A 26,353-nucleotide genomic window follows, 5' to 3' on the forward strand; every position below is an offset into this window, starting at 1 on the left:
GCGTGGGAGCTTAGTAGCGTCTCGCACAGCCTTGGTGTCGCCACCCATAATGACCTGCGCTTGGCCCTGGATTCCGTTGTGTAGAGGAACGTCCGGTCGAGAATCCGGGGTTGAGGCGCAGGGTTGATCACGCGCCTGAATTGAGCGCCTTGGGCCTTGTGAAGGTAACTGAGTGCACGACCTTATGATCGGTATACCTGGTGTGACAGTTACGACGCAGGGCATCGACGCCTGCGTATCGGCACGAGCTGGTAGCTGAAGGATTTGAGACCTCGCCCAGCCCTACTCGCTGGGACTGAACACCTAGGCCTGTTCTCTTTGATGGCTTTAACCATCTTATCGATGGCCGCGCTGCTTGTTCCAGCTCGCGGGTGTAGCCTTTCGGCAAGAAACTTTAGATAGTCCGCGATGACCGACATCCGCAAAACTGACTGTCAGAACCTACGACCCGAACCTCCTGCTTGAGGGCGCGTACGTTGGTCGCGAGCTGCTGTGCAGGAATCAGCGGAATTTGCAGAAAGTCACGTAGGGGGTGGATCTCGTGCGTCAACAGCAGTTCGCTTCGCTCGAAGCGCGACTCCACCTCGAAGCCTTGATAAGCCTGCCATGCGTAGAGGGCTTTGATTGCGGTGAGGGAGTTGATGATTGTATTGACCGCCAGGCCACCGCCCCGCAGAACACAGGTAACGTACAACGTTGGGTAGTACAGCGGCATCCCCAGGTCATCGACCAGAACGGCGAAACGCTCTCCTGTGCTGCTCGTGAACCGTCGAATTGAAAGCTGCATACCCACCTCGAATTCATTACGTAAATTCTAGGTAGGAGACTAACAAAATGAGGTCAAGAATTTTTTAACGACCCTAAAACGACAAAACCCCCGCAGTGCGGGGGTTCTAAGCCTAAACTTTACAAGAAAGTCTAAGGTAACTCCTAGAACGGAATATCGTCATCAAAGCTGTCAAAGTCAGCCGCTGGCTGTGGCGCTGGCTGCTGCGGCGCCGGGCGCTGAGGGGCCTGTTGCGGACGTTGGGCCTGTTGACGCGGAGCCTGGTTGTACTGTTGCGGCTGGCCGCCTTGGTTGTAGTTGCCGCCACCCTGGTTGTACGGGTCGCCGCCCTGCTGCTGGCCCTGCGGACGGCCACCCAGCAGCTGCATGGTGCCGTTGATGTCGACGATGATCTCGGTGGTGTAGCGCTTGATACCGTCTTTTTCCCACTCACGGGTCTGCAGCTTGCCTTCGATGTAGCACTGCGAACCTTTGCGCAGGTACTCGCCGGCGATCTCGGCAACCTTGCCGAACAGCGACACACGGTGCCACTCGGTACGCTCTACCTTCTGACCCGACTGCTTGTCGGTCCACTGCTCGCTGGTAGCCAGGCTCAGGTTGGTCACGGCGTTACCGTTGGGCAGGTAGCGGACTTCGGGATCCTGGCCACAGGTGCCGACCAGAATGACTTTGTTAACCCCACGGGCCATAACGTTCTCCTAGGCTTCGCACGCCGAAGAGGCTGGGTTCACCAGTCGCTCGAGGGTCGCACGGTCCAAAATTTTCGTATCCAGTTTGATATAGATAGCGGCTTCTTCAGCCACCACCACAGCGTCGGTCACACCCGGCACGGCCATCAGGCGCTCGGTCAGGCCGGCTTCCCGGACTGCCTCAGGCGTCAGCGGCATGCGCAGACTGGTCACATAAGGCGGCTCGTTCATGCGCAGGGCGACGACCAGCCAGATGGCACACAGCACCGCGCAACCGAGGAACACCGTGTCCAGCCCACCGTGCTGGAACAACCAGCCACCGAGGATGCCGCCCAGCGCCGCACCAAGGAACTGGCTGGTGGAGTAGACCCCCATCGCCGTCCCCTTGCCACCGGCAGGCGACACCTTGCTCACCAGCGAAGGCAGCGATGCCTCCAGCAGGTTGAATGCGGTAAAGAATACCACGGTGCCAATCACCAGTCCGCGCAAACCGTCAGCCCACTCCCAGAAGTATATCTCTGTCAGCAGCAGGACACTGACAGCGCCGGCCAACACGCGTTTCATCTTGCGCTTTTTTTCGCCGTAGATGATGAACGGGACCATTGCAAAAAATGAGATGAACAGCGCGGTCAGGTACACCCACCAGTGCTGCTCCTTGGGCAGCCCACCGCGCTCGACGAAGGCCAGCGGCAGCGCGACGAAGCTGGCCATGAGAATGGCATGGAGGACGAAGATGCTTATGTCCAGGCGCAGAAGGTCCGGATGACGCAGGGTTGGGCCGAGTGCCTGGCGCGCCACGCCCGATTCGCGGTGCTGCAGGATGCTATGCGTGTTGGGCACGACAAAGGCAATCAGCAGGATGCCTACCAAGGCGAGCCCTGCCGTGGTCAGGAACAATCCTGACAAGCCAAAGGCACTTGTCAGCAAGGGGCCGACGACCATGGCGACGGCAAACGACAGGCCGATACTCATGCCGATCATGGCCATGGCCTTGGTCCGGTGTTGCTCGCGGGTAAGGTCGGACAGCAGCGCCATGACTGCAGCAGAAATCGCACCGGCACCCTGCAAAACACGCCCGGCGATCACGCCCCAGATGGAGTCGGCCTGGGCCGCCAGTAAACTGCCCAGGGCGAAGATCACCAGCCCCAGGTAAATCACCGGCCGGCGGCCGATGCGGTCGGAAATCATCCCGAACGGGATCTGCAATACCGCCTGGGTCAGGCCATAGGCTCCGATGGCCAGGCCGATCAGCGCAGGGGTGGCACCGGCCAGGTCCATGCCGTAGGTAGCCAGTACCGGCAAGACCATGAACATGCCCAGCATACGAAAGGCAAAGACCAGGGCAAGGCCGCCAGCGGCGCGGGTTTCGCCGCCACTCATGCGCTCGTTGTGGGTGTCGTGCATGGATTAACCTCGTGTGAACCGGCGGCGATTCTACCAGTCCGACAGCGTGACGGCATCTACGCGACGCTTTGCCGCGTCATACTGGCGCGCCGTATACTTCCTTGTTTATGCCCGCCAAGCGAGGCCGCAGTGGACAAGATCCTGATTCGTGGGGCACGTACCCACAACCTGAAGAACATCGACCTGACCCTGCCCCGGGACAAGCTGATCGTGATCACCGGCCTGTCCGGTTCCGGCAAGTCGTCCCTGGCGTTCGACACCCTCTACGCCGAAGGCCAGCGCCGCTACGTGGAATCGCTGTCGGCCTACGCCCGGCAGTTCCTGTCGATGATGGAAAAGCCCGACGTCGATACCATCGAAGGCCTCTCACCGGCCATTTCCATCGAGCAGAAGTCGACCTCGCACAACCCACGCTCCACGGTCGGCACCATCACTGAAATCTACGACTACCTGCGCCTGCTTTATGCCCGCGTGGGTACGCCACGCTGCCCGGACCACGATATCCCGCTGGAGGCGCAAACGATCAGCCAGATGGTCGACCTGGTGCTGGAGCGCCCGGAAGGCAGCAAGCTGATGCTGCTGGCGCCGGTGGTGCGCGAGCGCAAGGGTGAGCACCTGGCCGTATTTGACGAGCTGCGCGCCCAGGGGTTCGTACGCGCCCGGGTCAACGGCAAGCTCTACGAGCTGGACGAACTGCCCAAACTGGACAAACAGAAAAAGCACAGCATCGATGTGGTGGTAGACCGCTTCAAGGTGCGCGCCGACCTGCAGCAACGCCTCGCTGAATCGTTCGAGACCGCACTGAAGCTGGCCGACGGGATCGCTTTGGTAGCACCGATGGACGACGAGCCAGGCGAAGAGATGATCTTCTCCGCCCGATTCGCCTGCCCGGTGTGCGGCCATGCCATCAGCGAGCTCGAACCCAAGCTGTTTTCCTTCAACAACCCGGCCGGCGCCTGCCCGACCTGCGATGGCCTGGGAGTGAAGCAGTTCTTCGACACCAAACGCCTGGTCAATACCGAGCTCACCCTGGCCGAAGGAGCGATCCGCGGCTGGGACCGACGCAACGTGTACTACTTCCAGATGCTCGGTTCGTTGGCCGCGCATTATGGCTTCAGCCTGGAAGAACCCTTCGGCGAGCTCTCGGCAGAGCATCAGAAGGTAATCCTGCAGGGCAGTGGCAAGCAAAGTATCGACTTCAAGTACTTGAACGACCGTGGCGATATCGTCAAGCGCTCGCACCCGTTCGAAGGCATCGTGCCGAACCTGGAACGCCGCTACCGCGAGACCGAGTCGGCCACCGTGCGCGAAGAGCTGGCCAAGTTCCTTGGCACCCAGCCCTGCCCGGATTGCCGTGGCACTCGCCTGCGCCGTGAAGCACGCCATGTGTGGGTGGGCGAAAAAACGCTGCCGGCGGTCACCAACCTGCCGATCGGTGAAGCCAGCAACTACTTCGGCGAGCTAACCCTGACTGGCCGCCGTGGCGAGATTGCCGCCAAGATCCTCAAGGAAATCTGCGAGCGCTTGCAGTTCCTGGTCAACGTCGGCCTCGACTACCTCACCCTCGACCGTAGCGCCGACACCCTGTCCGGTGGTGAGGCGCAGCGTATCCGCCTGGCCAGCCAGATTGGCGCCGGCCTGGTCGGGGTGATGTACATCCTCGATGAACCGTCCATCGGCCTTCATCAACGCGACAACGACCGCCTGCTGGCCACCCTCAACCACCTGCGCGATTTGGGCAATACGGTCATTGTGGTGGAACACGACGAGGACGCCATTCGCTTGGCCGACTACGTGGTCGATATCGGCCCAGGAGCCGGTGTGCATGGTGGCCAGATCGTCGCCGAGGGCTCGCCACAGGAGGTCATGGACCACCCTGACTCGTTAACCGGCAAGTACTTGTCCGGGCGCAAGAAGATCGTCGTGCCAGCCAAGCGCACCCCGCGCAACAAGAAGCTGCAACTCAAGCTCAAAGGTGCGCGTGGCAACAACCTGCAGAACGTCGACCTCGAAGTCCCCATCGGCCTGCTGACCTGCGTGACCGGGGTATCCGGCTCGGGCAAATCGACGCTGATCAACAACACCCTGTTCCCCTTGGCCGCTACGGCCCTCAATGGCGCAAGCAGCCTGGAAGCCGCACCGCACAGCAGCATGGATGGCCTGCAGCACCTGGACAAAGTGGTGGATATCGACCAGAGCCCGATCGGCCGCACTCCGCGCTCGAACCCGGCAACGTACACCGGTATTTTCACCCCTATCCGCGAGCTGTTCTCCGGGGTGCCGGAGTCGCGCTCACGGGGCTATGGCCCGGGACGTTTCTCGTTCAACGTCAAGGGTGGCCGTTGCGAGGCCTGCCAAGGCGATGGCCTGATCAAGGTCGAAATGCACTTCCTGCCAGACATCTACGTGCCGTGCGACGTGTGCAAGAGCAAGCGCTACAACCGCGAAACGCTGGAGATCAAGTACAAGGGCAAGAACATCCACGAGGTGCTGGAAATGACCATCGAGGATGCCCGCGAATTCTTCGACGCGGTGCCAGCGCTGGCGCGCAAGCTGCAAACATTGATGGATGTAGGCCTGTCGTACATCAAGCTGGGCCAGTCGGCGACCACCTTGTCTGGTGGTGAGGCGCAGCGGGTGAAGCTGTCCCGCGAGCTGTCCAAGCGCGATACCGGCAAAACCCTGTATATCCTGGATGAGCCAACCACAGGCCTGCACTTTGCCGATATCCAGCAGTTGCTGGACGTGCTGCATCGCCTTCGCGACCACGGCAATACCGTGGTGGTGATCGAGCACAACCTGGATGTGATCAAGACTGCTGACTGGCTGGTGGACCTCGGCCCGGAGGGTGGTTCCAAAGGGGGGCAGATCATTGCCTGCGGTACGCCGGAAGAGCTGAGCGAGATGAAGCAGTCGTATACCGGGCATTACCTGAAACCGCTGCTGGAGCGGGACCGGGCCTGAGTACCGCTGCAATGAAAAAGCCCCTGGTGCCGTTGGTGCCAGGGGCTTTTTCTTGAGTGTGTGGATAACTTACATCTGCGACTGCAGGTAGTTCTCCAGGCCGATGGCCTTGATCAGACCTTGCTGCTTCTCCAGCCAGTAGGTGTGATCTTCTTCGGTATCCGCCAGCTGCGCACGCAGGATGTCACGGCTGATGTAGTCCTCGTGCAGCTCACACAGCTCGATGCCTTTACAAAGCGCACCGCGCACCTTGTACTCAAGCTTGAGGTCGGCCTCGATCATTTCCGGCACGGTGCTGCCGACTTCCAGGTCGTCTGCACGCATGTCAGGTGTGCCTTCGAGCATCAGGATGCGACGCATCAGGGCATCAGCGTGCTGCGTCTCTTCTTCCATCTCGTGGTTGATACGCGCGTAGAGCTTGGTCAGGCCCCAGTCTTCGTACATGCGCGAATGAATGAAGTACTGGTCGCGTGCTGCCAGTTCGCCCTTCAGCAACGTGACGAGGTAGTTGATTACGTCCGGGTGGCCTTGCATCGCCCTGCTTCTCCATATGAAAACGTCTATGCCACATAGTGTGAACCAGCTTTTGCCTGCGGTCACTGAAAAACGCGCAATTAGAAGCAAAAAAACGGTTAAACAGTAGTGATATTCATTGAAAAACCGCCCAAATGAGGGCGGTTCTTCTTATCACTTCGACTTAGGCGAGATTGATGCCCAGGGCCTTGGCAATCCCTTCTCCGTAGGCCGGGTCGGCCTTGAAGAAGTACTGCAACTGGCGTTGGATGACGTCTTCGCTGACACCCGCCATGGTTCCAGCGATGTTGCTGATCAGCAGGGCCTTCTGCTCGTCACTCATCAGGCGGAACAGCGCGCCGGCGTGGCTGTAGTAGTCAGTGTCCTCGCGGTGATCGTAACGGTCGGCCGAACCATTCAGGGCCAATGCGGGCTCGGCGTGACGTGGCGACTGTTTCGGTGCCGCGGCGTAGCTGTTGGGTTCGTAGTTCGGTGCACTGCCATAGCTGCCAGTGGCCATGGAGCCGTCGCGCTGGTAGCTGTTGACCGAGCAGCGCGGCGCATTCACCGGCAACTGTTGGTGGTTAGTCCCCACACGGTAGCGGTGTGCGTCTGCATAGGCGAACACGCGGCCCTGCAGCATGCGGTCCGGCGACAGGCCAACCCCTGGCACCATGTTGCTTGGCCCGAAAGCAGCCTGCTCGACCTCGGCGAAGTAGTTGAGCGGGTTGCGGTTAAGCTCAAGCACGCCCACTTCGATCAATGGGTAGTCCTTTTGCGACCAGGTTTTGGTCACGTCGAACGGGTTCTCGTCGCGGCTCGCCGCCTCGGCTTCGCTCATCACCTGGATGCAGACAGTCCAGCGAGGGTAATCGCCACGCTCAATGGCTTCGAACAGGTCGCGCTGGGCGTAGTCCGGGTCAGTACCTGCCAAGCGTGCGGCATCTGCCGGGGCGAGGTTCTTGATGCCTTGCTGGGTCTTGAAGTGCCATTTGACCCAAGTGCGCTCACCCTGAGCATTGATCAGGCTGTAGGTGTGGCTGCCAAAACCGTGCATGTGGCGGTAGCCATCCGGAATGCCCCGGTCGGAGAACAGGATGGTGACCTGGTGCAGCGCCTCGGGCGAGTGCGACCAGAAATCCCACATCATCTGGGCGTTCTTCAGGTTGGACTGCGGGTGACGTTTCTGGGTGTGGATAAAGTCCGGAAACTTGAGCGGATCACGAATGAAGAATACTGGCGTGTTGTTACCCACGATGTCCCAGTTACCTTCTTCGGTGTAGAACTTGACGGCAAATCCGCGCGGATCGCGCTCTGTGTCCGCAGAACCACGTTCGCCACCTACGGTAGAGAAGCGCAGGAATGTCTCCGTCTGCTTGCCAATCTGCTCAAACAGTTTGGCGCTGGTGTAACCGGTGATGTCGCGGGTTACGGTAAAGGTGCCATAGGCGCCCGAACCCTTGGCGTGCACCCGGCGCTCGGGGATGTTCTCACGGTTGAAATGGGCGAGCTTCTCGATCAAGTGGAAGTCGTCGAGCAGCAGCGGGCCGCGTGGGCCGGCGGAGCGAGAGTTCTGGTTGTCGGCTACAGGTGCACCGCTGGCGGTGGTGAGAATCTTGCTCATGGGCTCTCCTTATCGGTCTTGAAGCGCCGGCTAATCGGCTATGGAGAGAGTATTGACGAGCGAGGTTACAGGGACAAATTCATTAAATGACTTATATCAATAGAAATTAACAATACCAACAGAAACAAAAAACCGGGCACTAGGCCCGGTTCTTTGTAGCAGACAGAACGTCTTACTCAGCAGCTTCTACAGCACCGCCGACCGGACGATCAACCAGCTCGACGTACGCCATAGGCGCGTTGTCGCCAGCGCGGAAACCGCACTTCAGGATGCGCAGGTAGCCGCCCTGACGGGTGGCGTAACGCTTGCCCAGGTCGTTGAACAGTTTGCCAACAGCGGACTTCGAACGGGTACGGTCGAAGGCCAGACGACGGTTAGCAACGCTGTCTTCCTTGGCCAGGGTGATCAGCGGCTCGGCAACGCGGCGCAGTTCCTTGGCTTTCGGCAGGGTGGTTTTGATCAGCTCGTGCTCGATCAGCGACACTGCCATGTTCTGGAACATAGCCTTGCGGTGAGAGCTGGTACGGCTCAGGTGACGTCCACTTTTACGATGACGCATGATTCATTCCTTACCAAACACTACGTTCGGTGATTACGACGATCAGGCGGTCGCCTTGTCGTCTTTCTTAAGACTTGCAGGCGGCCAGTTGTCGAGGCGCATGCCGAGAGACAGACCACGAGAGGCCAGGACGTCCTTGATTTCAGTCAGGGACTTCTTGCCCAGGTTAGGAGTCTTCAACAGCTCTACTTCGGTACGCTGAATCAGGTCGCCGATGTAGTAGATGTTCTCCGCCTTGAGGCAGTTGGCCGAACGTACAGTCAGTTCCAGGTCGTCAACCGGACGCAGCAGGATCGGATCGATCTCGTCTTCCTGCTCGACTACGACAGGCTCGCTGTCACCTTTGAGGTCGACGAACGCGGCCAGCTGCTGTTGCAGGATGGTCGCAGCGCGGCGGATTGCCTCTTCAGGGTCCAGGGTGCCGTTGGTTTCCAGATCAATGACCAGTTTGTCCAGGTTGGTACGCTGCTCAACACGGGCGTTCTCGACCACATAGGCGATACGACGCACCGGGCTGAACGAAGCGTCCAACTGCAGACGGCCAATGCTACGGCTTTCGTCTTCGTCGGTTTGACGGGAGTCGGCCGGCTCGTAACCACGACCACGAGCTACAGTGAGCTTCATGTTCAGGGCGCCGTTCGACGCCAGGTTCGCGATTACGTGATCGGGGTTGACGATCTCGACATCGTGATCCAGCTGAATATCGGCAGCGGTAACCACCCCCGAACCCTTTTTCGACAAGGTCAGCGTAACTTCGTCACGACCGTGCAGTTTGATAGCCAGGCCTTTCAGGTTCAACAGGATTTCAATGACGTCTTCCTGAACACCTTCGATCGCGGAGTACTCGTGGAGTACGCCATCGATCTCGGCCTCGACTACTGCACAGCCAGGCATGGAGGACAACAGGATGCGGCGCAGCGCGTTGCCCAGGGTATGGCCGAAACCACGCTCGAGAGGCTCGAGCGTGATCTTGGCGCGGGTCGGACTGACTACCTGCACATCAATGTGGCGGGGAGTCAGGAACTCATTTACCGAAATCTGCATGGATGCACCTATTTTCTAGCCCTTACTTGGAGTAGAGCTCGACAATCAGGTTCTCGTTGATGTCGGCAGACAGGTCGCTGCGAGCAGGAACGTTCTTGAAAACGCCCGACTTTTTAGCAGCATCCACGTCAACCCACTCAACGCGGCCACGCTGGGCGCACAGTTCAAGGGCTTGAACAATGCGCAGCTGGCTCAGCGATTTCTCGCGAACCGCGACCACGTCACCCGGACGAACTTGGTAGGATGGAATGTTTACAGTCTTACCGTTGACGCTGATCGCTTTGTGCGAAACCAGCTGACGCGACTCGGAACGAGTCGAGCCGAAGCCCATACGGTAAACGACGTTATCCAGACGGCACTCGAGCAGTTGCAGCAGGTTCTCACCGGTTGCGCCTTTTTTCGAGGCAGCAGCTTGGTAGTAACCGCGGAACTGACGCTCCAGAACACCGTAGATACGACGGACTTTTTGTTTCTCACGCAGCTGGGTGCCGTAGTCAGACTGACGGCCACGGCGCTGGCCGTGGATACCTGGGGCTGCTTCGATGTTGCACTTCGATTCCAGAGCGCGAACGCCGCTCTTCAGGAACAGGTCAGTGCCTTCACGACGAGACAGTTTGCATTTTGGACCAATGTAACGTGCCATTCTTCTGTCTCCTGATTACACGCGACGCTTCTTCGGCGGACGGCACCCGTTGTGCGGGATTGGCGTCACGTCGGTGATGCTGGCGATCTTGTAGCCGCAGCTGTTCAATGCACGAACGGCGGACTCACGACCTGGACCTGGACCCTTGACGTTAACGTCGAGGTTCTTCAGACCGTATTCCAGCGCAGCTTGACCAGCACGCTCAGCAGCGATCTGAGCTGCGAACGGAGTGGATTTGCGCGAACCACGGAAACCCGAACCACCGGAGGTCGCCCAGGACAAAGCATTGCCCTGACGGTCGGTGATGGTCACGATGGTGTTGTTGAAAGAGGCATGGATGTGGGCGATGCCATCAACCACTGTCTTTTTGACTTTCTTACGAGGACGAGCAGCAGGTTTTGCCATGTCTATATTCCTGGGCGATTACTTGCGGATCGGCTTACGCGGGCCCTTACGGGTGCGTGCGTTGGTCTTGGTGCGCTGACCGCGAACCGGCAGACCTTTACGATGACGCAGGCCGCGGTAGCAACCCAGGTCCATCAAGCGTTTGATCTTCATGTTGATGTCACGACGCAGGTCACCTTCGGTGGTGAACTTCGCGACTTCGCCACGCAGGGTTTCGATTTGCTCGTCGCTCAGATCCTTGATCTTAGCGGCTGGGTTTACACCAGCGTCTGCACAGATCTTCTGTGCAGTTGTGCGACCGACACCATAGATGTAGGTCAGCGAGATAACAGTATGCTTGTTATCTGGAATGTTGACGCCTGCAATACGGGCCATTCAGTGGGACTCCAATTGACAGCTACCTACGCCCCGGAAGCCAAGAAATAGGGCGCGAGATAATATCGCTGTAGAAACGAATAATCAACCCAGCAGCACACTAGCTGCTGGGTTTGAAGCGCAGATCACACTCAGCCTTGGCGCTGTTTGTGACGCGGTTCCGCGCTGCAGATCACTCGTACGACGCCTTCGCGACGGATGATCTTGCAGTTACGGCACAGCTTTTTCACCGATGCACGAACTTTCATTACCGACTCCTCGAACCTTAGGGGCGTATCAGCGCAGCAGACCGCTGCCACCGTAGCCTTTCAGGTTGGCTTTCTTCATCAGGGATTCGTACTGGTGCGAAACGAGGTGCGATTGTACTTGGGACATGAAGTCCATCACAACCACTACCACAATCAGCAACGAGGTCCCGCCAAGGTAGAACGGCACATTTGCTGCCACCACCAGGAACTGGGGCAGAAGGCAGACGGCCATCATGTAAAGAGCACCGAACATGGTAAGACGAGTCAGAACGCCATCAATGTAGCGTGCCGACTGCTCACCAGGACGGATACCCGGAATAAAGGCACCGGACTTCTTCAGGTTTTCCGCTACGTCTTTCGGGTTGAACATCAACGCTGTGTAGAAGAAGCAGAAGAAAATGATCCCTGCACTAAACAGCAGAATGTTCAACGGCTGACCAGGAGCGATCGACTGCGAGATGTCCTGCAGCCAGCCCATACCTTCGGACTGACCGAACCAGGCACCCAGCGAAGCCGGGAACAGCAAAATGCTGCTCGCGAAAATGGCCGGGATAACCCCCGCCATGTTCACTTTCAACGGCAAGTGGCTGGTCTGCGCAGCGAAGACCTTGCGGCCCTGCTGACGCTTGGCGTAGTGAACGGCGATACGACGCTGACCACGCTCAATGAACACCACGAAACCGATAATCGCTACTGCCAGCAAACCGATAGCGACCAGGGCGAAAATGTTGATATCGCCTGTGCGTGCAGACTCGAAAGACTGCCCGATTGCTCTCGGAAGACCGGCAACGATACCTGCGAAGATCAACATCGAGATACCGTTGCCCACACCGCGCTCGGTGATCTGCTCGCCCAGCCACATCATGAACATCGCGCCCGCCACGAAGGTGGAGACGGCAACGACATGGAAGCCCAGGCCTACAGAAAACGCCACGCCCTGGTTGGCCAGGCCAATGGACATGCCAATGGCTTGAACCAGTGCCAGGATAACGGTGCCGTAGCGGGTGTACTGGCTGATCTTGCGACGGCCAGCTTCACCTTCCTTCTTCAACTGCTCCAGTTGCGGGCTGACCGCCGTCATCAGCTGCATGATGATCGATGCCGAGATGTACGGCATGATCCCCAGTGCAAAGATGCTCATGCGCTCAAGCGCGCCACCGGAAAACATGTTGAACAAGCTAAGAATGGTCCCCTCATTCTGCCGAAACAGATCCGCCAGACGGTCCGGATTGATGCCGGGAACCGGGATATGCGCACCTATCCGATAGACGATGATCGCCATGAACAGAAAGCGCAGACGAGCCCAGAGTTCCGACATCCCGCCCTTACCGAGCGAAGAGAGAGCACCTTGCTTAGCCATTTATTCCTCGAATTTGCCGCCAGCTGCTTCGATAGCCGCACGCGCACCCTTGGTGGCTGCGATGCCCTTGATGGTGACTGCGCGAGTAACTTCGCCAGACAGCATGATTTTCACACGCTGAATGTGCTGGTTGATCACGTTGGCATCCTTCAGGGATTGCACGGAGATCACGTCGCCTTCCACTTTGGCCAGCTCGGACAGACGCACTTCGGCGCGGTCCATGGCTTTCAGGGAAACGAAGCCGAACTTCGGCAGACGACGGTGCAGCGGCTGTTGACCGCCTTCGAAGCCAGGAGCGATCGAACCACCCGAACGGGAAGTCTGACCTTTGTGGCCACGGCCGCCGGTCTTACCCAGACCGCTACCGATACCACGACCTGGACGATGCTTCTCGCGACGGGAACCCGGCGCTGGACTCAGATCATTGAGTTTCATCGATTAACCCTCGACCTTCAGCATGTAGTAAGCCTTGTTGATCATCCCGCGGTTCTCGGGAGTATCCTGGACTTCTACAGTGTGACCGATGCGACGCAGACCCAGGCCTTTAACGCACAGTTTGTGGTTAGGCAGACGGCCCGAGACGCTCTTGATCAGCGTTACTTTTACGGTTGCCATGATCAGAAGATCTCCTCGACGCTCTTGCCGCGCTTGGCAGCAATGGATTCAGGAGATTGCATGGCTTTCAGACCCTTGAAGGTGGCGTAAACCACGTTCACTGGGTTGGTCGAACCGTAGCACTTGGCCAGAACGTTCTGAACACCAGCAACTTCCAGGACAGCACGCATTGCGCCACCGGCGATGATACCGGTACCTTCCGAGGCAGGCTGCATGTAAACCTTCGAGGCGCCGTGGGCAGCCTTGGTGGCGTACTGCAGGGTGGTGCCCTTCAGGTCAACCTGGATCATGTTGCGGCGAGCAGCTTCCATGGCTTTCTGGATCGCGGCTGGTACTTCGCGCGATTTACCACGGCCGAAGCCAACACGACCTTTACCATCACCTACCACGGTCAGCGCGGTGAAGGTGAAGATACGGCCGCCTTTTACGGTTTTGGCAACGCGGTTAACTTGAACCAGCTTCTCGATGTAGCCTTCGTCGCGCTTTTGATCGTTATTTGCCATAACTTAGAACTCCAGCCCGCCTTCACGAGCAGCATCAGCCAGCGCTTTGACGCGGCCATGGTACTTGAAGCCGGAACGGTCAAAGGCAACTTGAGATACACCGGCGGCTTTCGCACGCTCAGCTACCAGCTTGCCAACCTTAGTGGCCGCGTCGATGTTGCCAGTGGCGCCATCACGCAGTTCTTTGTCCAAGGTCGAGGCGCTTGCCAAAACCTTGCTGCCGTCGGCCGAAATGACCTGGGCGTAGATGTGCTGCGAGGAGCGGAACACGCACAGGCGCACGACTTCGAGTTCGTGCATCTTGAGACGTGCTTTGCGAGCGCGACGCAGTCGGATAACTTTTTTGTCGGTCATTTGCTAGGCCCTACTTCTTCTTGGCTTCTTTACGACGGACTACTTCGTCCGCGTAACGCACACCCTTGCCTTTGTAAGGCTCTGGCGGACGGAAGTCGCGGATTTCAGCGGCCACCTGACCCACCAGCTGCTTGTCGATACCCTTGATCAGGATGTCGGTCTGGCTTGGGGTTTCAGCGGTGATACCGGCTGGCAGTTCGTAGTCCACTGGGTGCGAGAAGCCCAGAGCCAGGTTCAGGACGGTGCCTTTAGCCTGTGCCTTGTAACCAACACCGACCAGCTGGAGCTTACGCTCGAAGCCTTGGCTTACGCCTTGGACCATGTTGTTCACCAGAGCGCGGGTGGTACCGGCCATGGCGCGAGCTTGCTGGTCACCGTTGCGAGCGACGAAACGCAGCTCGCCAGACTCTTCGGTAACTTCAACAGACGAGTGAACGTTCAGTTCGAGAGTGCCTTTGGCACCCTTCACCGAAAGCTGCTGGCCGGCGAATTTGACTTCGACGCCTGCTGGCAGCTTAACGGGGTTCTTAGCGACGCGAGACATGCCTATCTCCCCTTAGAACACTGTGCACAGAACTTCGCCGCCGACACCGGCAGCGCGCGCAGCGCGATCAGTCATCACACCTTTGTTGGTGGAGACGATAGACACGCCCAGGCCGCCACGTACTTTCGGCAGTTCTGCGACGGACTTGTACTGGCGCAGGCCAGGACGGCTGGAACGCTTCAGCTCCTCGATGACCGGACGGCCTTCGAAGTACTTCAGCTCGATCGACAGGGAAGGCTTGGCCTCACCAGTAACCTGGTAGCCAGCGATGTAACCTTCGTCTTTCAGAACTTTGGCAACCGCGACCTTCAGGGTGGAGGAAGGCATGCTTACGACGGACTTTTCAGCCATCTGGGCATTACGGATGCGAGTTAGCATGTCCGCTAACGGGTCCTGCATACTCATGGGCTAGATGCTCCTGATACAAGAATTATTAGCCTTGCGGCTATCACAACCACCCAAGCAGGCAGGGTAAAAAACCCAGGCTCAGGTGAGCCGGTCATTCTAGACACAAGGCAGAAACGAAACAAGCCCCATATAGGGGCTTGTTTGTTGGCAAGGTCACCGGCGGTCGGAAGATTGCTCCCCTTACGCCGGGATCCAGCCTGCAGCGATTACCAGGAGGCCTTGACCAGACCTGGTACGTCGCCGCGCATTGCAGCTTGACGCAGCATGTTACGGCCCAGGCCGAACTTACGGTATACACCGTGAGGACGACCGGTCAGGCGGCAACGGTTGCGCAGGCGCGAGGCGCTAGCATCACGTGGCTGCTTCTGCAGAGCGACAACGGCAGCGAAACGCTCTTCTGGAGAGGCGTTAACGTTGACGATGGTCGCTTTCAGCTCAGCACGCTTCTTAGCGAACTTGGCTACCGTGAGCTGACGCTTCAGCTCGCGGTTTTTCATGCTCTTCTTGGCCATTTTCCTACTCCAATCAGTTGCGGAACGGGAACTTGAAAGCACGCAGCAGAGCGCGGCCTTCGTCGTCCGAACGAGCAGTGGTGGTCAGGGTGATGTCCAAACCGCGCAGAGCATCGATCTTGTCGTAGTCGATTTCCGGGAAGATGATCTGCTCTTTCACGCCCATGCTGTAGTTGCCACGGCCATCGAAGGACTTGGCATTCAGGCCGCGGAAGTCGCGAACCCGAGGCAGGGAGATCGCCAGCAGGCGGTCCAGGAATTCGTACATCTTGTCGCTACGCAGGGTCACCTTGACGCCGATCGGCCAACCTTCGCGGACTTTGAAGCCAGCGATGGATTTGCGAGCGAAAGTCACAACCGGCTTTTGACCGGTGATCTTTTCCAGGTCGGCAACAGCGTGCTCGATGACTTTCTTGTCGCCGATCGCTTCGCCCAGACCCATGTTCAGGGTGATTTTGGTAACGCGCGGAACTTCCATCACGTTCGACAGCTTAAGTTCTTCCTTAAGCTTAGGAGCGATTTCGTTCCGGTAAATCTCTTTCAGTCGTGCCATGGTCTTCTACCTAGCAGTGTTCAAGCATCAACCGCTTTTTGGGTCGACTTGAAGACACGAATTTTTTTACCGTCTTCTACTTTGAAACCAACGCGGTCAGCCTTGTTGGTTTCGCCGTTGAAGATGGCAACGTTGGAAGCGTGCAGAGGCGCTTCTTTCTCGACGATACCGCCCTGTACGCCCGCCATCGGGTTAGGCTTGGTATGACGCTTGACCAGGTTCACGCCACCGATAACCAGACGGTCATCAGCCAGAACCTTCAGCACCTTACCGCGCTTACCTTTGTCTTTGCCGGCGATCACGATGATCTCGTCGTCACGACGAATCTTTTGCATGTCGGATCTCCTTACAGCACTTCAGGGGCGAGCGAGACGATCTTCATGAACTTCTCAGTACGAAGTTCACGGGTCACTGGCCCGAAGATGCGAGTGCCGATCGGCTCTTGCTTGTTGTTCAGCAGAACAGCAGCGTTGCCGTCGAAACGAATGATGGAACCGTCAGCGCGACGAACACCGTGACGGGTGCGCACGACAACAGCAGTCATCACTTGGCCTTTTTTGACCTTACCGCGCGGAATTGCTTCCTTGACGGTAACCTTGATGATGTCACCGATGCCGGCGTAACGGCGGTGCGAACCGCCGAGCACCTTGATGCACATGACGCGACGAGCGCCGCTGTTATCGGCCACATCGAGCATGGATTGAGTCTGAATCATAAAATTTCTCCGACCCCTAGCCCTTAGACTTCAACAGCGCGTTCGAGGACTTCAACCAGTGCCCAGGACTTGGTCTTGGCCAGCGGACGGGTTTCACGGATGGAAACCTTGTCGCCGATCTTGCACTGGTTGGCTTCGTCGTGCGCGTGCAGCTTAGTCGAACGCTTAACGTATTTACCGTAGATCGGGTGCTTTACGCGACGCTCGATCAGAACGGTGATGGTCTTGTCCATTTTGTCGCTGACGACACGGCCAGTCAGCGTACGGACGGTTTTTTCAGCTTCAGCCATGATCACTTACCTGCCTGCTGGTTGAGCACAGTTTTCACGCGAGCGATGTCACGCTTAACTTGCGAGAGCAGGTGCGACTGCCCCAACTGGCCAGTTGCTTTCTGCATACGCAGATTGAACTGGTCGCGCAGCAAGCCGAGCAGTTGCTCGTTCAGTTGCTGTGCCGATTTTTCACGAAGTTCATTCGCTTTCATCACATCACCGTCCGCTTAACAAAGGAGGTGGCGAGAGGCAGCTTTGCAGCAGCCAGGGCGAATGCTTCGCGCGCCAGCTCTTCAGAAACACCCTCGATCTCGTACAGGACTTTACCTGGCTGGATCTGGGCAACCCAGTACTCCACGGAACCCTTACCTTTACCCATACGAACCTCGAGAGGTTTCTTGGAGATCGGCTTGTCCGGGAACACACGGATCCAGATCTTACCGCCACGTTTAACGTGACGGGTCAGCGCACGACGTGCGGACTCGATCTGGCGAGCGGTGAGGCGACCGCGAGCAACAGCTTTCAGGGCGAACTCGCCGAAGCTGACTTTGCTACCGCGCAGTGCCAGACCACGGTTGTGGCCAGTCATCTGCTTGCGGAATTTTGTACGCTTTGGTTGCAACATTTGGCGTACCCCTTACTTAGCAGCTTTTTTACGAGGCGCTGGTGCTTGTGGTTTCAGTTCTTCTTGGCGACCACCAATAACTTCGCCTTTGAAGATCCAAACCTTCACACCGATCACACCGTAAGTGGTGTGAGCTTCGTAGGTGTTGTAGTCGATATCGGCACGCAGGGTGTGCAGCGGCACACGACCTTCGCGATACCACTCGGTACGAGCAATCTCAGCACCGCCGAGACGACCGCTCACCTGGATCTTGATGCCCTTGGCACCAATACGCATGGCGTTCTGTACGGCGCGCTTCATGGCGCGACGGAACATTACGCGGCGTTCCAGCTGCTGAGCTACGCTCTGCGCAACCAGCATAGCGTCGAGTTCCGGCTTGCGGATCTCTTCGATGTTGATGTGCACAGGCACACCCATCTGCTTGGTCAGGTCCTGACGCAGCTTCTCGACATCTTCACCTTTCTTCCCGATAACGATACCTGGACGAGCGGTGTGGATGGTGATGCGTGCAGTTTGAGCCGGACGATGAATATCGATACGGCTTACGGACGCGCTTTTTAGTTTGTCTTGGAGGTACTCACGCGTTTTCAGATCCTTCAACAGGTAATCTGCGTAAGTAGCACCGTCTGCGTACCAGACGGAGGTGTGCTCCTTGACGATTCCCAGGCGAATGCCAGTGGGATGTACTTTCTGACCCATCTGATCGACTCCGTTACTTGTCCGCAACCTTGACAGTGATATGGCAAGACCGCTTGACGATGCGATCAGCACGGCCTTTGGCACGTGGCATGATGCGCTTCAGCGAACGCCCTTCGTTGACGAAGACGGTGGAGACCTTCAGGTCATCAACGTCTGCGCCTTCGTTGTGTTCGGCGTTGGCTACGGCCGACTCGAGGACTTTCTTCATGATTTCAGCGGCTTTTTTGCTGCTGAAGGCCAACAGGTTGAGCGCTTCGCCCACCTTCTTCCCGCGGATCTGGTCGGCGACCAAGCGGGCTTTCTGGGCGGAGATGCGAGCGCCCGACAACTTAGCGGCTACTTCCATTTCCTTACCCCTTAACGCTTGGCTTTCTTGTCAGCCACGTGCCCGCGGTAGGTGCGGGTACCGGCGAACTCGCCCAGTTTGTGGCCGACCATGTCTTCGTTCACGAGAACTGGGACATGTTGACGACCGTTGTGTACCGCGATGGTCAGACCGACCATTTGTGGCAGGATCATCGAACGGCGCGACCAGGTTTTAACTGGCTTGCGATCGTTCTTCTCCACCGCCACTTCGACCTTCTTCAGCAGGTGAAGATCGATAAAAGGACCTTTTTTCAGAGAACGTGGCACTGTCGTATCCCTCTAGTTACTTGCGACGACGGACGATCATGTTGTCGGTACGCTTATTACCACGGGTTTTAGCACCCTTGGTTGGGAAGCCCCATGGCGATACCGGATGACGACCACCGGAGGTACGACCTTCACCACCACCGTGTGGGTGGTCAACCGGGTTCATGGCAACACCACGAACGGTTGGGCGAACGCCGCGCCAGCGTTTGGCACCAGCTTTACCCAGCGAACGCAGGCTGTGCTCGGAGTTCGAGACTTCGCCCAGGGTCGCACGGCACTCAGCCAGGACTTTACGCATTTCACCAGAGCGCAGACGCAGGGTCACGTAGACACCTTCGCGAGCGATCAGCTGAGCCGAAGCACCAGCGGAACGAGCGATCTGAGCACCTTTACCCGGCTTCAGTTCGATGCCGTGAATGGTGGAACCCACTGGAATGTTGCGCAGCTGCAGGGAGTTACCGGCCTTGATTGGGGCCAGGGCACCTGCGATCAGCTGGTCGCCAGCGCTCACGCCTTTAGGGGCGATGATGTAGCGACGCTCACCGTCTGCGTAGCACAGCAGGGCGATGTGAGCAGTACGGTTCGGATCGTATTCGATACGCTCGACAGTGGCTGGGATGCCATCTTTGTCGTTGCGACGGAAGTCGACCAGACGGTAATGCTGCTTATGACCACCACCAACGTGACGAGTGGTAATGCGGCCATTGTTGTTACGACCACCAGACTTCGATTTTTTCTCGATCAGCGGTGCGTGAGGAGCGCCTTTGTGCAGCTCCTTGTTGACCACCTTGACCACGAAACGGCGGCCAGGGGAAGTCGGTTTGCATTTAACGATTGCCATGATGCACCCCTTCCTTACTCAGCACTGCTGCTGAAATCGAGATCTTGGCCTGGCTGAAGGGAGACGATCGCCTTCTTCCAGTCATTACGCTTGCCCAGACCACGTGCGGTACGCTTGGTTTTACCCAGAACGTTAACAGTCGACACGTTTTCAACTTTTACGTTGAACAGGCCTTCGACAGCTTTCTTGATTTCCAGCTTGGTTGCATCAGTAGCAACCTTGAATACGAACTGGCCTTTTTTCTCAGCCAGAACGGTAGCCTTCTCGGAAACGTGCGGGCCAAGGAGGACTTTGAATACGCGTTCCTGGTTCATCCCAGCAGCTCCTCGAATTTCTTCACGGCCGAGACAGTGATCAACACTTTCTCGTATGCGATCAGACTGACCGGGTCGGAACCTTGTACGTCACGTACGTCGACGTGCGGCAGGTTGCGAGCAGCCAGGTACAGGTTCTGATCAACAGCGTCGGAAACGATCAATACATCGCTCAGACCCATGCCGTTCAGCTTGTTCAGCAGATCTTTGGTTTTCGGTGCTTCGACAGCGAAGTCCTGAACCACGACCAGACGGTCGCTACGCACCAGCTCAGCGAGGATGGAGCGCAGGGCTGCGCGGTACATCTTCTTGTTGAGCTTCTGCGAGTGATCTTGAGGGCGAGCTGCGAAGGTTACACCACCGCCACGCCAGATCGGACCACGAGTGGTACCAGCACGAGCACGGCCAGTACCCTTCTGACGCCATGGGCGCTTACCGCCACCAGCCACGTCGGAACGGGTCTTTTGCTGCTTGGTGCCCTGACGGCCGCCGGCCATGTAGGCCACGACTGCTTGGTGTACCAGCGTCTCGTTGAATTCGCCACCGAAAGTCAGTTCGGAAACTTCGATCGCCTGAGCGTCATTTACATTGAGTTGCATGTCAGTTTCCCCTTAACCGCGAGCCTTGACAGCTGGACGTACAACCACGTCGCCGCCAGTAGCGCCAGGAACGGCACCCTTGACCAGCAGCAGGTTGCGTTCAGCGTCTACGCGAACTACTTCCAGGGACTGAACAGTCACGCGCTCGGCGCCCATGTGACCGGACATTTTCTTGCCCTTGAACACACGACCAGGAGTCTGGCACTGGCCGATGGAACCAGGAACACGGTGCGACACGGAGTTACCGTGGGTGTTGTCCTGACCACGGAAGTTCCAGCGCTTGATGGTACCGGCGAAGCCTTTACCTTTGGACTGACCAGTAACGTCTACCAGCTGGCCTGCAGTGAAGAGTTCAGCTTTGATCAGATCGCCAGCCTGGAAATCGCCTTCTTCAAGACGGAACTCCCAGACACCGCGACCAGCGGCAACGTTAGCCTTGGCGAAGTGACCTGCCTGAGCGGCAGTCACACGCGAAGCACGACGCTCGCCGACAGTGACTTGCACTGCACGGTAGCCATCGGTTTCTTCAGTTTTGAACTGGGTGACACGATTCGGCTCGATCTCAATGACCGTGACCGGAATGGAGACACCTTCTTCGGTGAAAATGCGGGTCATACCGCACTTGCGACCGATTACACCAATAGTCATGTTGTAAACCTCATGAGTGTACGGGGCTTTCACCCGCTATGGCCGCCCATTTCAGAGCGTTACACGACTAGACCGAAGTCTTAGCCGAGGCTGATCTGTACTTCCACACCTGCCGCCAGATCAAGCTTCATCAGCGCGTCAACGGTTTTATCCGTTGGCTGGACGATGTCCAGAACACGCTTATGAGTGCGAATCTCGTACTGGTCACGCGCGTCCTTGTTGACGTGCGGGGAGACCAGAACGGTGAAACGCTCTTTGCGGGTAGGCAGTGGAATTGGACCACGCACTTGTGCACCAGTACGTTTCGCGGTTTCCACGATTTCCTGGGTGGATTGGTCGATCAGGCGATGGTCGAAAGCCTTCAACCTGATACGGATTTGCTGATTTTGCATTGGATTTCAGACTCCAGGCTGTTCCCAACGGACGCACTACGCCCGCTAAAAGGAGGCGTGATTCTATAGACGCCCCAATTTAGTGTCAACCCAATAAAAAAAACCCCCGCTGAGCGGGGGTTTTTTCAATCGGTCGAGTGATTACTCGATGATTTTGGCTACGACGCCGGCGCCGACGGTACGACCGCCTTCACGGATAGCGAAGCGCAGACCGTCTTCCATTGCGATGGTCTTGATCAGGGTAACAGTCATCTGAATGTTGTCACCTGGCATTACCATTTCAACGCCTTCCGGCAGCTCGCAGTTTCCGGTCACGTCAGTGGTACGGAAGTAGAACTGAGGACGGTAGCCTTTGAAGAACGGAGTGTGACGGCCGCCTTCTTCCTTCGACAGAACGTAAACTTCTGCGGTGAACTTGGTGTGCGGCTTGACCGAACCTGGCTTGACCAGAACCTGACCACGCTCAACGTCGTCACGCTTGGTGCCACGCAGCAGAACGCCGCAGTTCTCGCCAGCACGGCCTTCGTCCAGCAGCTTGCGGAACATCTCAACACCGGTGCAGGTGGTGGTGGTGGTGTCACGCAGACCAACGATTTCCAGTGGGTCTTGAACGCGAACGATACCACGCTCGATACGACCGGTAACAACGGTACCACGACCCGAGATCGAGAATACGTCTTCGATCGGCATCAGGAACGGCTGATCAACGGCACGAACTGGCTCAGGGATGTAGGCATCCAGAGTTTCTACCAGCTTCTTGACAGCGGTAGTACCCATTTCGTTGTCGTCTTTGCCTTCCAGGGCCATACGAGCGGAACCGATGATGATCGGAGTGTCGTCGCCTGGGAAGTCGTAGGTGGACAGCAGGTCGCGAACTTCCATCTCGACCAGTTCCAGCAGCTCAGCGTCGTCTACCAGGTCAGCCTTGTTCAGGAAGACCACGATGTACGGAACGCCTACCTGACGGGACAGCAGGATGTGCTCACGGGTTTGCGGCATCGGACCATCGGCGGCCGAGCAAACCAGGATCGCGCCGTCCATCTGGGCAGCACCGGTGATCATGTTCTTCACGTAGTCAGCGTGACCTGGGCAGTCAACGTGAGCGTAGTGACGAATGTTCGAGTTGTACTCGACGTGAGCGGTGTTGATGGTGATACCGCGCGCTTTTTCTTCCGGAGCCGAGTCGATCTTGTCGAACTCAACGACTGCCGAACCGAAAACTTCGGAGCAGACGCGAGTCAGAGCTGCGGTCAGAGTGGTCTTACCGTGGTCAACGTGGCCGATAGTGCCGACGTTAACGTGGGGAAGGGAACGATCAAACTTTTCCTTAGCCATCGATACAATCCTCCGCAGAAGAAATAGTCTTGCGCTGATAAAACAAAGGCAGATATTTTCATATCTGCCTTGTTTATATGGAGCTCTTGAGCGGATTTGAACCGCTGACCTCACCCTTACCAAGGGTGTGCTCTACCAACTGAGCTACAAGAGCGAAACACTTTGTGCAAAATCCGGCAAACTTGGAGCGGGTAGCGGGAATCGAACCCGCATCATCAGCTTGGAAGGCTGAGGTTCTACCACTAAACTATACCCGCGGAGCTTGCGGCTCTCGCTAAAACTGGTGGAGGGAGAAGGATTCGAACCTTCGAAGCTCTCGCAACGGATTTACAGTCCGTCCCCTTTGACCGCTCGGGAATCCCTCCAGATGTGGCCGGCATTCTATTTGTCTGCCGTCCTAGTGTCAAGCGTTTTTTTCAAATTTTTTCAATCAAATCTGAAACTTAGCTGCTTTGACACCGCCTCCAGTTCTACCACCTGAGTGGTGTTCCCTGTGAAGCGGGCGCCATTCTATCAAGCTATTCGCCAGTTGCAATACCCTGGCAGAAAATAATTTTATGTTTTAAGTCTTTGAAATCATTGGAAAGAGCTGAGAGCACCGTTTGGTCCAGCAAACGCTCGCTTTCCGGTGCAACCTTGAGCCAGCGCCCATCTGCCCCCGGCAGCTGCCCCACCACTGGCAACGTAGTAATATCAAGGCTCAAGAGGCGCTGACGGAGCGCATCCAGCTGCCCCTGCCCCATTACCCCACCCACTACCAGGCATTCATCACGACGCTTGGGCGGCGCCGACACGCCTGTTTCACGCAGCAGGCGGATTTCTTGCTGATTCCCCTTGTACAGAGACAGCGGGGCGACTTCCTTGACCTTCAGCGGGGCTTCCTGCTGGTGCCACACGTAATAGAAGACGTTGAGCACCAGTAACAGCAGAAACAACCAACGCATAGGCACCTCAATCCAATGGGCAGGCCATGGCCAGGCCAACGAAAACCAGGTCTGGCACAACACGCGCCTGGGGCACAGCCTCCCTTACCAGTGGCGCATCACCCCCAGTGAGAAATACCGTGAACGTGTCCCCCCACAGCGCGCGCGCCTGATCAAGCTGGGTGCGCGCAAAGCCCTGGAGCATCAACACACAACCGCGCTCGACCGCCTCGACGGTGGAGCGCCCGGGCGACAGACTGGTCAATGCGCGCTCGGCGGAGGCATCGTCATAGCGGATACGCCGGGTATGGGTACGCAACTGGCTACGCATCAAAGGCATGCCCGGGCAGATGTAACCACCCAGATGCTCACCATCCGCCGCAACGAAGTCCGCTTTTGCGGCAGTGCCCAAGTCAATGACCAGACACGCGCCCTTTGCCAAGTGAAATGCACCCAGCGCAGCCAGCCAACGATCCATACCCAGACGCTGATAATCGTCATAGCCATTGCGCACGCCGGCCATTTCCCGTGCCGGATGCGCAACACGCGCCTGAACGGTAAACGCCTGGGCAATCAATGAACACAGCGCATCGGTTTCTTCCTCGCTGCGCACACTGACAATGCGACAGCCTGTAAGACGCACCGAAGCCAACGCAGCCACTTCAGCGAGCAACGCCTGATCGGAATCGACGATCCCGCCACCTTCAATGACTGCATCAGCGGCATGGATTACCCGCCACTTGATGAAGCTGTTACCGCAATCGAGCTCAAGAATCATCACGCAACCTCAAACTGAGCTCACCACCACTGAAGCTCTTTTCCACTCCGTCCACCTCAAGGCGCAAGCCACCCTGCCCGTCGACGCCGAGAACCACACCATCAATATGCGTGCTGCCAGCAACCAGCGAAACATTGCGCCCCTGCCAAAGGTGCGCCTGCTCCCATTCTTCCAGGAATGCTGCAAATCCGTAGCGACGATGGCGCGCCAATTCATGCTGCAGCTGCTGACTGAGCGATGCCACCAAGTGATTGCGATCAATTGTCGCACCCACCTCACGCCGCATCGAGGTCCACTGTTGATCGACCTGGTCATTTGCCTGCATGTTCACATTGATACCGACACCCAGCACCACATGGCAGACATCGGCGGGGTCGCCCACCAGCTCCAGGAGAATGCCGGTAATCTTCTGCCCGCGAACCAGCACATCGTTGGGCCATTTGAGCCCTACCTCTTTTACGCCAAACGCCTGCAGGGTACGCATTACAGCCAATCCCACCACTAGGCTCAAACCTTCGAGCTGACGCATGCCGCCATCCACTCGCAATACAAGGCTGTAATAGAGGTTTTCGGCAAATGGGCTGATCCACTGACGGCCACGCCGGCCGCGGCCGGCACTCTGCCGCTCGGCCAGCACGATAAACGGAGCTGCCTGCCCTTGGCCGGCAAGCCGCAAACCTTCCGCATTGGTCGAATCAATCGATTCGTGGATGAACACCGGCCACTGCTCGCCTTCGGCATAACCGGCGATTGCCTGTGCTTCGAGCAAGGCGAGCGGTGCCGCCAGCTGATAGCCGCGCCCACGAACCTTGTGAATGGTGAGGTTCAGTTCACTCTCCAGGTGCTGCAGCTGCTTCCAAACGGCACTGCGACTCACCCCGAGGGCTGCCCCCAGGGCTTCACCGGAATGGAACCGGCCATCCTTGAGGAGATTCAACAACTTCAGCATGCCAGTCTCGACTTGGAATAAGGCAGGCATGATAGCCATGGGCTGTTGGCTTGCATAGGAAAAGGGCCTGTAAGTGCGGCCTTGTGTCGCGATCCCTTCGGGGTTCGGCTTTGGCCGCGAAGCAGGCGACGTGGTGGATGGCACCGGCTTTGCCGGTGTTCGCAGCTAAAGCCGCTCCTACAGGGATCTGGGCAAGGCCGAGACTTGCGTGAGCTTGGCTTTTCGGGCCACAAAGACAAAACCCCTACCTGCATGTGCAGATAGGGGTTTTGCGAAATGAATCTTGACGATGACCTACTCTCACATGGGGAAACCCCACACTACCATCGGCGATGCATCGTTTCACTGCTGAGTTCGGGATGGGATCAGGTGGTTCCAATGCTCTATGGTCGTCAAGAAATTCTGTTGCCAGAAGATCCAGATGGATGCTCTAGCGAATTCGGATATGTGAATTTGTGGTCTTACGAATTTTCGGGTCTTTCGTCTTCACCACCACAATTCGGCTTACGCGCAAATTGCTTGGGTG

38 protein-coding genes, 3 tRNA genes and 1 rRNA gene are annotated in these 26,353 nt (G+C 57.5%); 1 reads left to right on the top strand and 41 read right to left on the bottom strand.

Annotation, left to right across the window (positions count from 1 at the left end):
- Positions 1–394 precede the first annotated feature (394 nt).
- The 3 genes from N436_RS19740 to N436_RS19750 form a co-directional block, all read right to left on the bottom strand.
- Positions 395–787 carry a hypothetical protein gene (locus N436_RS19740; RefSeq protein ID WP_105948220.1) on the bottom strand — a complete coding sequence of 131 codons (393 nt, stop codon included), beginning with the start codon at positions 785–787 and terminating at the stop codon, positions 395–397.
- A gap of 143 nt (positions 788–930) precedes the next feature.
- Positions 931–1,476: a single-stranded DNA-binding protein gene (locus N436_RS19745; RefSeq protein WP_105948219.1), complete on the bottom strand. Its 546-nt coding sequence runs from the start codon at positions 1,474–1,476 to the stop codon at positions 931–933.
- 9 nt (positions 1,477–1,485) lie between these two features.
- Positions 1,486–2,880: an MFS transporter gene (locus N436_RS19750; protein WP_110741790.1), complete on the bottom strand. Its 1,395-nt coding sequence runs from the start codon at positions 2,878–2,880 to the stop codon at positions 1,486–1,488.
- 129 nt (positions 2,881–3,009) lie between these two features.
- Here N436_RS19750 and uvrA point away from each other — a divergent pair, with 129 nt between their 5' ends.
- A complete protein-coding gene (gene uvrA, locus N436_RS19755; RefSeq protein ID WP_177410305.1) occupies positions 3,010–5,844 on the top strand; it encodes an excinuclease ABC subunit UvrA in 2,835 nt (944 codons plus the stop codon).
- A 69-nt stretch (positions 5,845–5,913) separates the two neighbouring features.
- On the opposite strand, the gene bfr is transcribed toward uvrA, so the two are convergent.
- From bfr to rrf, 38 genes are all read right to left on the bottom strand, one after another.
- Complete coding sequence (gene bfr / locus N436_RS19760) at positions 5,914–6,378, bottom strand: bacterioferritin (RefSeq protein WP_110741791.1); 465 nt, start codon at positions 6,376–6,378, stop codon at positions 5,914–5,916.
- Between the two features lie 163 nt (positions 6,379–6,541).
- Complete coding sequence (locus N436_RS19765; RefSeq protein ID WP_110741792.1) at positions 6,542–7,981, bottom strand: catalase; 1,440 nt, start codon at positions 7,979–7,981, stop codon at positions 6,542–6,544.
- A gap of 172 nt (positions 7,982–8,153) precedes the next feature.
- Positions 8,154–8,540: a 50S ribosomal protein L17 gene (gene rplQ, locus N436_RS19770; RefSeq protein WP_003255451.1), complete on the bottom strand. Its 387-nt coding sequence runs from the start codon at positions 8,538–8,540 to the stop codon at positions 8,154–8,156.
- A 42-nt stretch (positions 8,541–8,582) separates the two neighbouring features.
- The gene (rpoA, locus tag N436_RS19775) at positions 8,583–9,584 is read right to left on the bottom strand and encodes a DNA-directed RNA polymerase subunit alpha (protein WP_003255452.1); all 1,002 of its coding nucleotides are present in this window, start codon (positions 9,582–9,584) and stop codon (positions 8,583–8,585) included.
- A 22-nt stretch (positions 9,585–9,606) separates the two neighbouring features.
- Positions 9,607–10,227, bottom strand: coding sequence for a 30S ribosomal protein S4 (gene rpsD, locus N436_RS19780; RefSeq protein ID WP_009681977.1), 621 nt, complete (start codon positions 10,225–10,227; stop codon positions 9,607–9,609).
- A gap of 15 nt (positions 10,228–10,242) precedes the next feature.
- A complete protein-coding gene (gene rpsK, locus N436_RS19785; RefSeq protein ID WP_003255454.1) occupies positions 10,243–10,632 on the bottom strand; it encodes a 30S ribosomal protein S11 in 390 nt (129 codons plus the stop codon).
- An 18-nt stretch (positions 10,633–10,650) separates the two neighbouring features.
- Positions 10,651–11,007, bottom strand: a complete 357-nt coding sequence (gene rpsM / locus N436_RS19790; protein WP_003255457.1) for a 30S ribosomal protein S13 — start codon at positions 11,005–11,007, stop codon at positions 10,651–10,653.
- Positions 11,008–11,138: 131 nt separating this feature from the next.
- Positions 11,139–11,255, bottom strand: coding sequence for a 50S ribosomal protein L36 (rpmJ, locus tag N436_RS19795; RefSeq protein WP_002555468.1), 117 nt, complete (start codon positions 11,253–11,255; stop codon positions 11,139–11,141).
- A gap of 28 nt (positions 11,256–11,283) precedes the next feature.
- On the bottom strand, positions 11,284–12,615 hold the full coding sequence (gene secY / locus N436_RS19800; protein WP_003257108.1) for a preprotein translocase subunit SecY: 1,332 nt from the start codon (positions 12,613–12,615) through the stop codon (positions 11,284–11,286).
- On the bottom strand, positions 12,616–13,050 hold the full coding sequence (rplO, locus tag N436_RS19805; RefSeq protein ID WP_003255461.1) for a 50S ribosomal protein L15: 435 nt from the start codon (positions 13,048–13,050) through the stop codon (positions 12,616–12,618).
- 3 nt (positions 13,051–13,053) lie between these two features.
- Positions 13,054–13,230, bottom strand: a complete 177-nt coding sequence (gene rpmD / locus N436_RS19810) for a 50S ribosomal protein L30 (protein ID WP_003255463.1) — start codon at positions 13,228–13,230, stop codon at positions 13,054–13,056.
- A gap of 2 nt (positions 13,231–13,232) precedes the next feature.
- Positions 13,233–13,733 carry a 30S ribosomal protein S5 gene (gene rpsE / locus N436_RS19815; RefSeq protein WP_003255465.1) on the bottom strand — a complete coding sequence of 167 codons (501 nt, stop codon included), beginning with the start codon at positions 13,731–13,733 and terminating at the stop codon, positions 13,233–13,235.
- Between the two features lie 3 nt (positions 13,734–13,736).
- Entirely contained in the window at positions 13,737–14,087 is a 351-nt protein-coding gene (gene rplR, locus N436_RS19820) for a 50S ribosomal protein L18 (RefSeq protein ID WP_009681973.1), read from the bottom strand.
- Positions 14,088–14,097: 10 nt separating this feature from the next.
- A complete protein-coding gene (rplF, locus tag N436_RS19825; RefSeq protein ID WP_009681972.1) occupies positions 14,098–14,631 on the bottom strand; it encodes a 50S ribosomal protein L6 in 534 nt (177 codons plus the stop codon).
- A 12-nt stretch (positions 14,632–14,643) separates the two neighbouring features.
- Complete coding sequence (gene rpsH / locus N436_RS19830; protein ID WP_009681971.1) at positions 14,644–15,036, bottom strand: 30S ribosomal protein S8; 393 nt, start codon at positions 15,034–15,036, stop codon at positions 14,644–14,646.
- Positions 15,037–15,245: 209 nt separating this feature from the next.
- Positions 15,246–15,551, bottom strand: a complete 306-nt coding sequence (rpsN, locus tag N436_RS19835) for a 30S ribosomal protein S14 (protein WP_009681970.1) — start codon at positions 15,549–15,551, stop codon at positions 15,246–15,248.
- 13 nt (positions 15,552–15,564) lie between these two features.
- Positions 15,565–16,104: a 50S ribosomal protein L5 gene (gene rplE, locus N436_RS19840; RefSeq protein ID WP_003255474.1), complete on the bottom strand. Its 540-nt coding sequence runs from the start codon at positions 16,102–16,104 to the stop codon at positions 15,565–15,567.
- Positions 16,105–16,124: 20 nt separating this feature from the next.
- Positions 16,125–16,439 (bottom strand): 50S ribosomal protein L24, encoded by a 315-nt coding sequence (rplX, locus tag N436_RS19845; RefSeq protein WP_003255476.1) that lies wholly within the window; start codon positions 16,437–16,439, stop codon positions 16,125–16,127.
- 11 nt (positions 16,440–16,450) lie between these two features.
- Positions 16,451–16,819, bottom strand: a complete 369-nt coding sequence (gene rplN / locus N436_RS19850) for a 50S ribosomal protein L14 (RefSeq protein WP_002555479.1) — start codon at positions 16,817–16,819, stop codon at positions 16,451–16,453.
- 23 nt (positions 16,820–16,842) lie between these two features.
- Positions 16,843–17,109 (bottom strand): 30S ribosomal protein S17, encoded by a 267-nt coding sequence (gene rpsQ, locus N436_RS19855; RefSeq protein ID WP_003255478.1) that lies wholly within the window; start codon positions 17,107–17,109, stop codon positions 16,843–16,845.
- Positions 17,110–17,111: 2 nt separating this feature from the next.
- Complete coding sequence (gene rpmC, locus N436_RS19860; RefSeq protein ID WP_002555481.1) at positions 17,112–17,303, bottom strand: 50S ribosomal protein L29; 192 nt, start codon at positions 17,301–17,303, stop codon at positions 17,112–17,114.
- Positions 17,303–17,716 carry a 50S ribosomal protein L16 gene (gene rplP, locus N436_RS19865; protein WP_003255479.1) on the bottom strand — a complete coding sequence of 138 codons (414 nt, stop codon included), beginning with the start codon at positions 17,714–17,716 and terminating at the stop codon, positions 17,303–17,305. The genes rpmC and rplP overlap by 1 nt, the downstream gene beginning before the upstream one ends.
- Before the next feature lie 12 nt (positions 17,717–17,728).
- Positions 17,729–18,415 (bottom strand): 30S ribosomal protein S3, encoded by a 687-nt coding sequence (gene rpsC / locus N436_RS19870; protein ID WP_003255481.1) that lies wholly within the window; start codon positions 18,413–18,415, stop codon positions 17,729–17,731.
- Between the two features lie 13 nt (positions 18,416–18,428).
- On the bottom strand, positions 18,429–18,761 hold the full coding sequence (gene rplV / locus N436_RS19875; RefSeq protein WP_003103908.1) for a 50S ribosomal protein L22: 333 nt from the start codon (positions 18,759–18,761) through the stop codon (positions 18,429–18,431).
- A gap of 11 nt (positions 18,762–18,772) precedes the next feature.
- Positions 18,773–19,048 (bottom strand): 30S ribosomal protein S19, encoded by a 276-nt coding sequence (gene rpsS / locus N436_RS19880; RefSeq protein WP_003255482.1) that lies wholly within the window; start codon positions 19,046–19,048, stop codon positions 18,773–18,775.
- Positions 19,049–19,064: 16 nt separating this feature from the next.
- A complete protein-coding gene (gene rplB / locus N436_RS19885) occupies positions 19,065–19,889 on the bottom strand; it encodes a 50S ribosomal protein L2 (RefSeq protein ID WP_003255483.1) in 825 nt (274 codons plus the stop codon).
- 14 nt (positions 19,890–19,903) lie between these two features.
- The gene (rplW, locus tag N436_RS19890; protein WP_003255484.1) at positions 19,904–20,203 is read right to left on the bottom strand and encodes a 50S ribosomal protein L23; all 300 of its coding nucleotides are present in this window, start codon (positions 20,201–20,203) and stop codon (positions 19,904–19,906) included.
- On the bottom strand, positions 20,200–20,802 hold the full coding sequence (rplD, locus tag N436_RS19895) for a 50S ribosomal protein L4 (RefSeq protein ID WP_003255485.1): 603 nt from the start codon (positions 20,800–20,802) through the stop codon (positions 20,200–20,202). Before rplD ends, rplW begins: the two co-directional genes overlap by 4 nt.
- A gap of 12 nt (positions 20,803–20,814) precedes the next feature.
- Positions 20,815–21,450, bottom strand: a complete 636-nt coding sequence (rplC, locus tag N436_RS19900) for a 50S ribosomal protein L3 (RefSeq protein WP_003257089.1) — start codon at positions 21,448–21,450, stop codon at positions 20,815–20,817.
- An 80-nt stretch (positions 21,451–21,530) separates the two neighbouring features.
- Positions 21,531–21,842 carry a 30S ribosomal protein S10 gene (gene rpsJ, locus N436_RS19905; protein ID WP_003186070.1) on the bottom strand — a complete coding sequence of 104 codons (312 nt, stop codon included), beginning with the start codon at positions 21,840–21,842 and terminating at the stop codon, positions 21,531–21,533.
- 141 nt (positions 21,843–21,983) lie between these two features.
- Positions 21,984–23,177, bottom strand: coding sequence for an elongation factor Tu (gene tuf / locus N436_RS19910; protein ID WP_013970626.1), 1,194 nt, complete (start codon positions 23,175–23,177; stop codon positions 21,984–21,986).
- A gap of 78 nt (positions 23,178–23,255) precedes the next feature.
- Positions 23,256–23,331: transfer RNA gene (locus N436_RS19915), tRNA-Thr, on the bottom strand.
- A gap of 29 nt (positions 23,332–23,360) precedes the next feature.
- Positions 23,361–23,434: transfer RNA gene (locus N436_RS19920), tRNA-Gly, on the bottom strand.
- 24 nt (positions 23,435–23,458) lie between these two features.
- Positions 23,459–23,542, bottom strand: a tRNA-Tyr gene (locus N436_RS19925).
- A 153-nt stretch (positions 23,543–23,695) separates the two neighbouring features.
- Positions 23,696–24,121: a hypothetical protein gene (locus N436_RS19930; RefSeq protein WP_110741793.1), complete on the bottom strand. Its 426-nt coding sequence runs from the start codon at positions 24,119–24,121 to the stop codon at positions 23,696–23,698.
- A gap of 7 nt (positions 24,122–24,128) precedes the next feature.
- The gene (locus N436_RS19935) at positions 24,129–24,878 is read right to left on the bottom strand and encodes a pantothenate kinase (protein ID WP_016715909.1); all 750 of its coding nucleotides are present in this window, start codon (positions 24,876–24,878) and stop codon (positions 24,129–24,131) included.
- Positions 24,868–25,827, bottom strand: a complete 960-nt coding sequence (gene birA / locus N436_RS19940) for a bifunctional biotin--[acetyl-CoA-carboxylase] ligase/biotin operon repressor BirA (protein WP_105948307.1) — start codon at positions 25,825–25,827, stop codon at positions 24,868–24,870. The genes N436_RS19935 and birA overlap by 11 nt, the downstream gene beginning before the upstream one ends.
- A 281-nt stretch (positions 25,828–26,108) precedes the next feature.
- Positions 26,109–26,224, bottom strand: a 5S ribosomal RNA gene (rrf, locus tag N436_RS19945).
- Between the last annotated feature and the right edge of the window lie 129 nt (positions 26,225–26,353).

This window comes from Pseudomonas sp. RV120224-01b, from assembly GCF_003208145.1.
Taxonomy (GTDB): domain Bacteria; phylum Pseudomonadota; class Gammaproteobacteria; order Pseudomonadales; family Pseudomonadaceae; genus Aquipseudomonas; species Aquipseudomonas monteilii.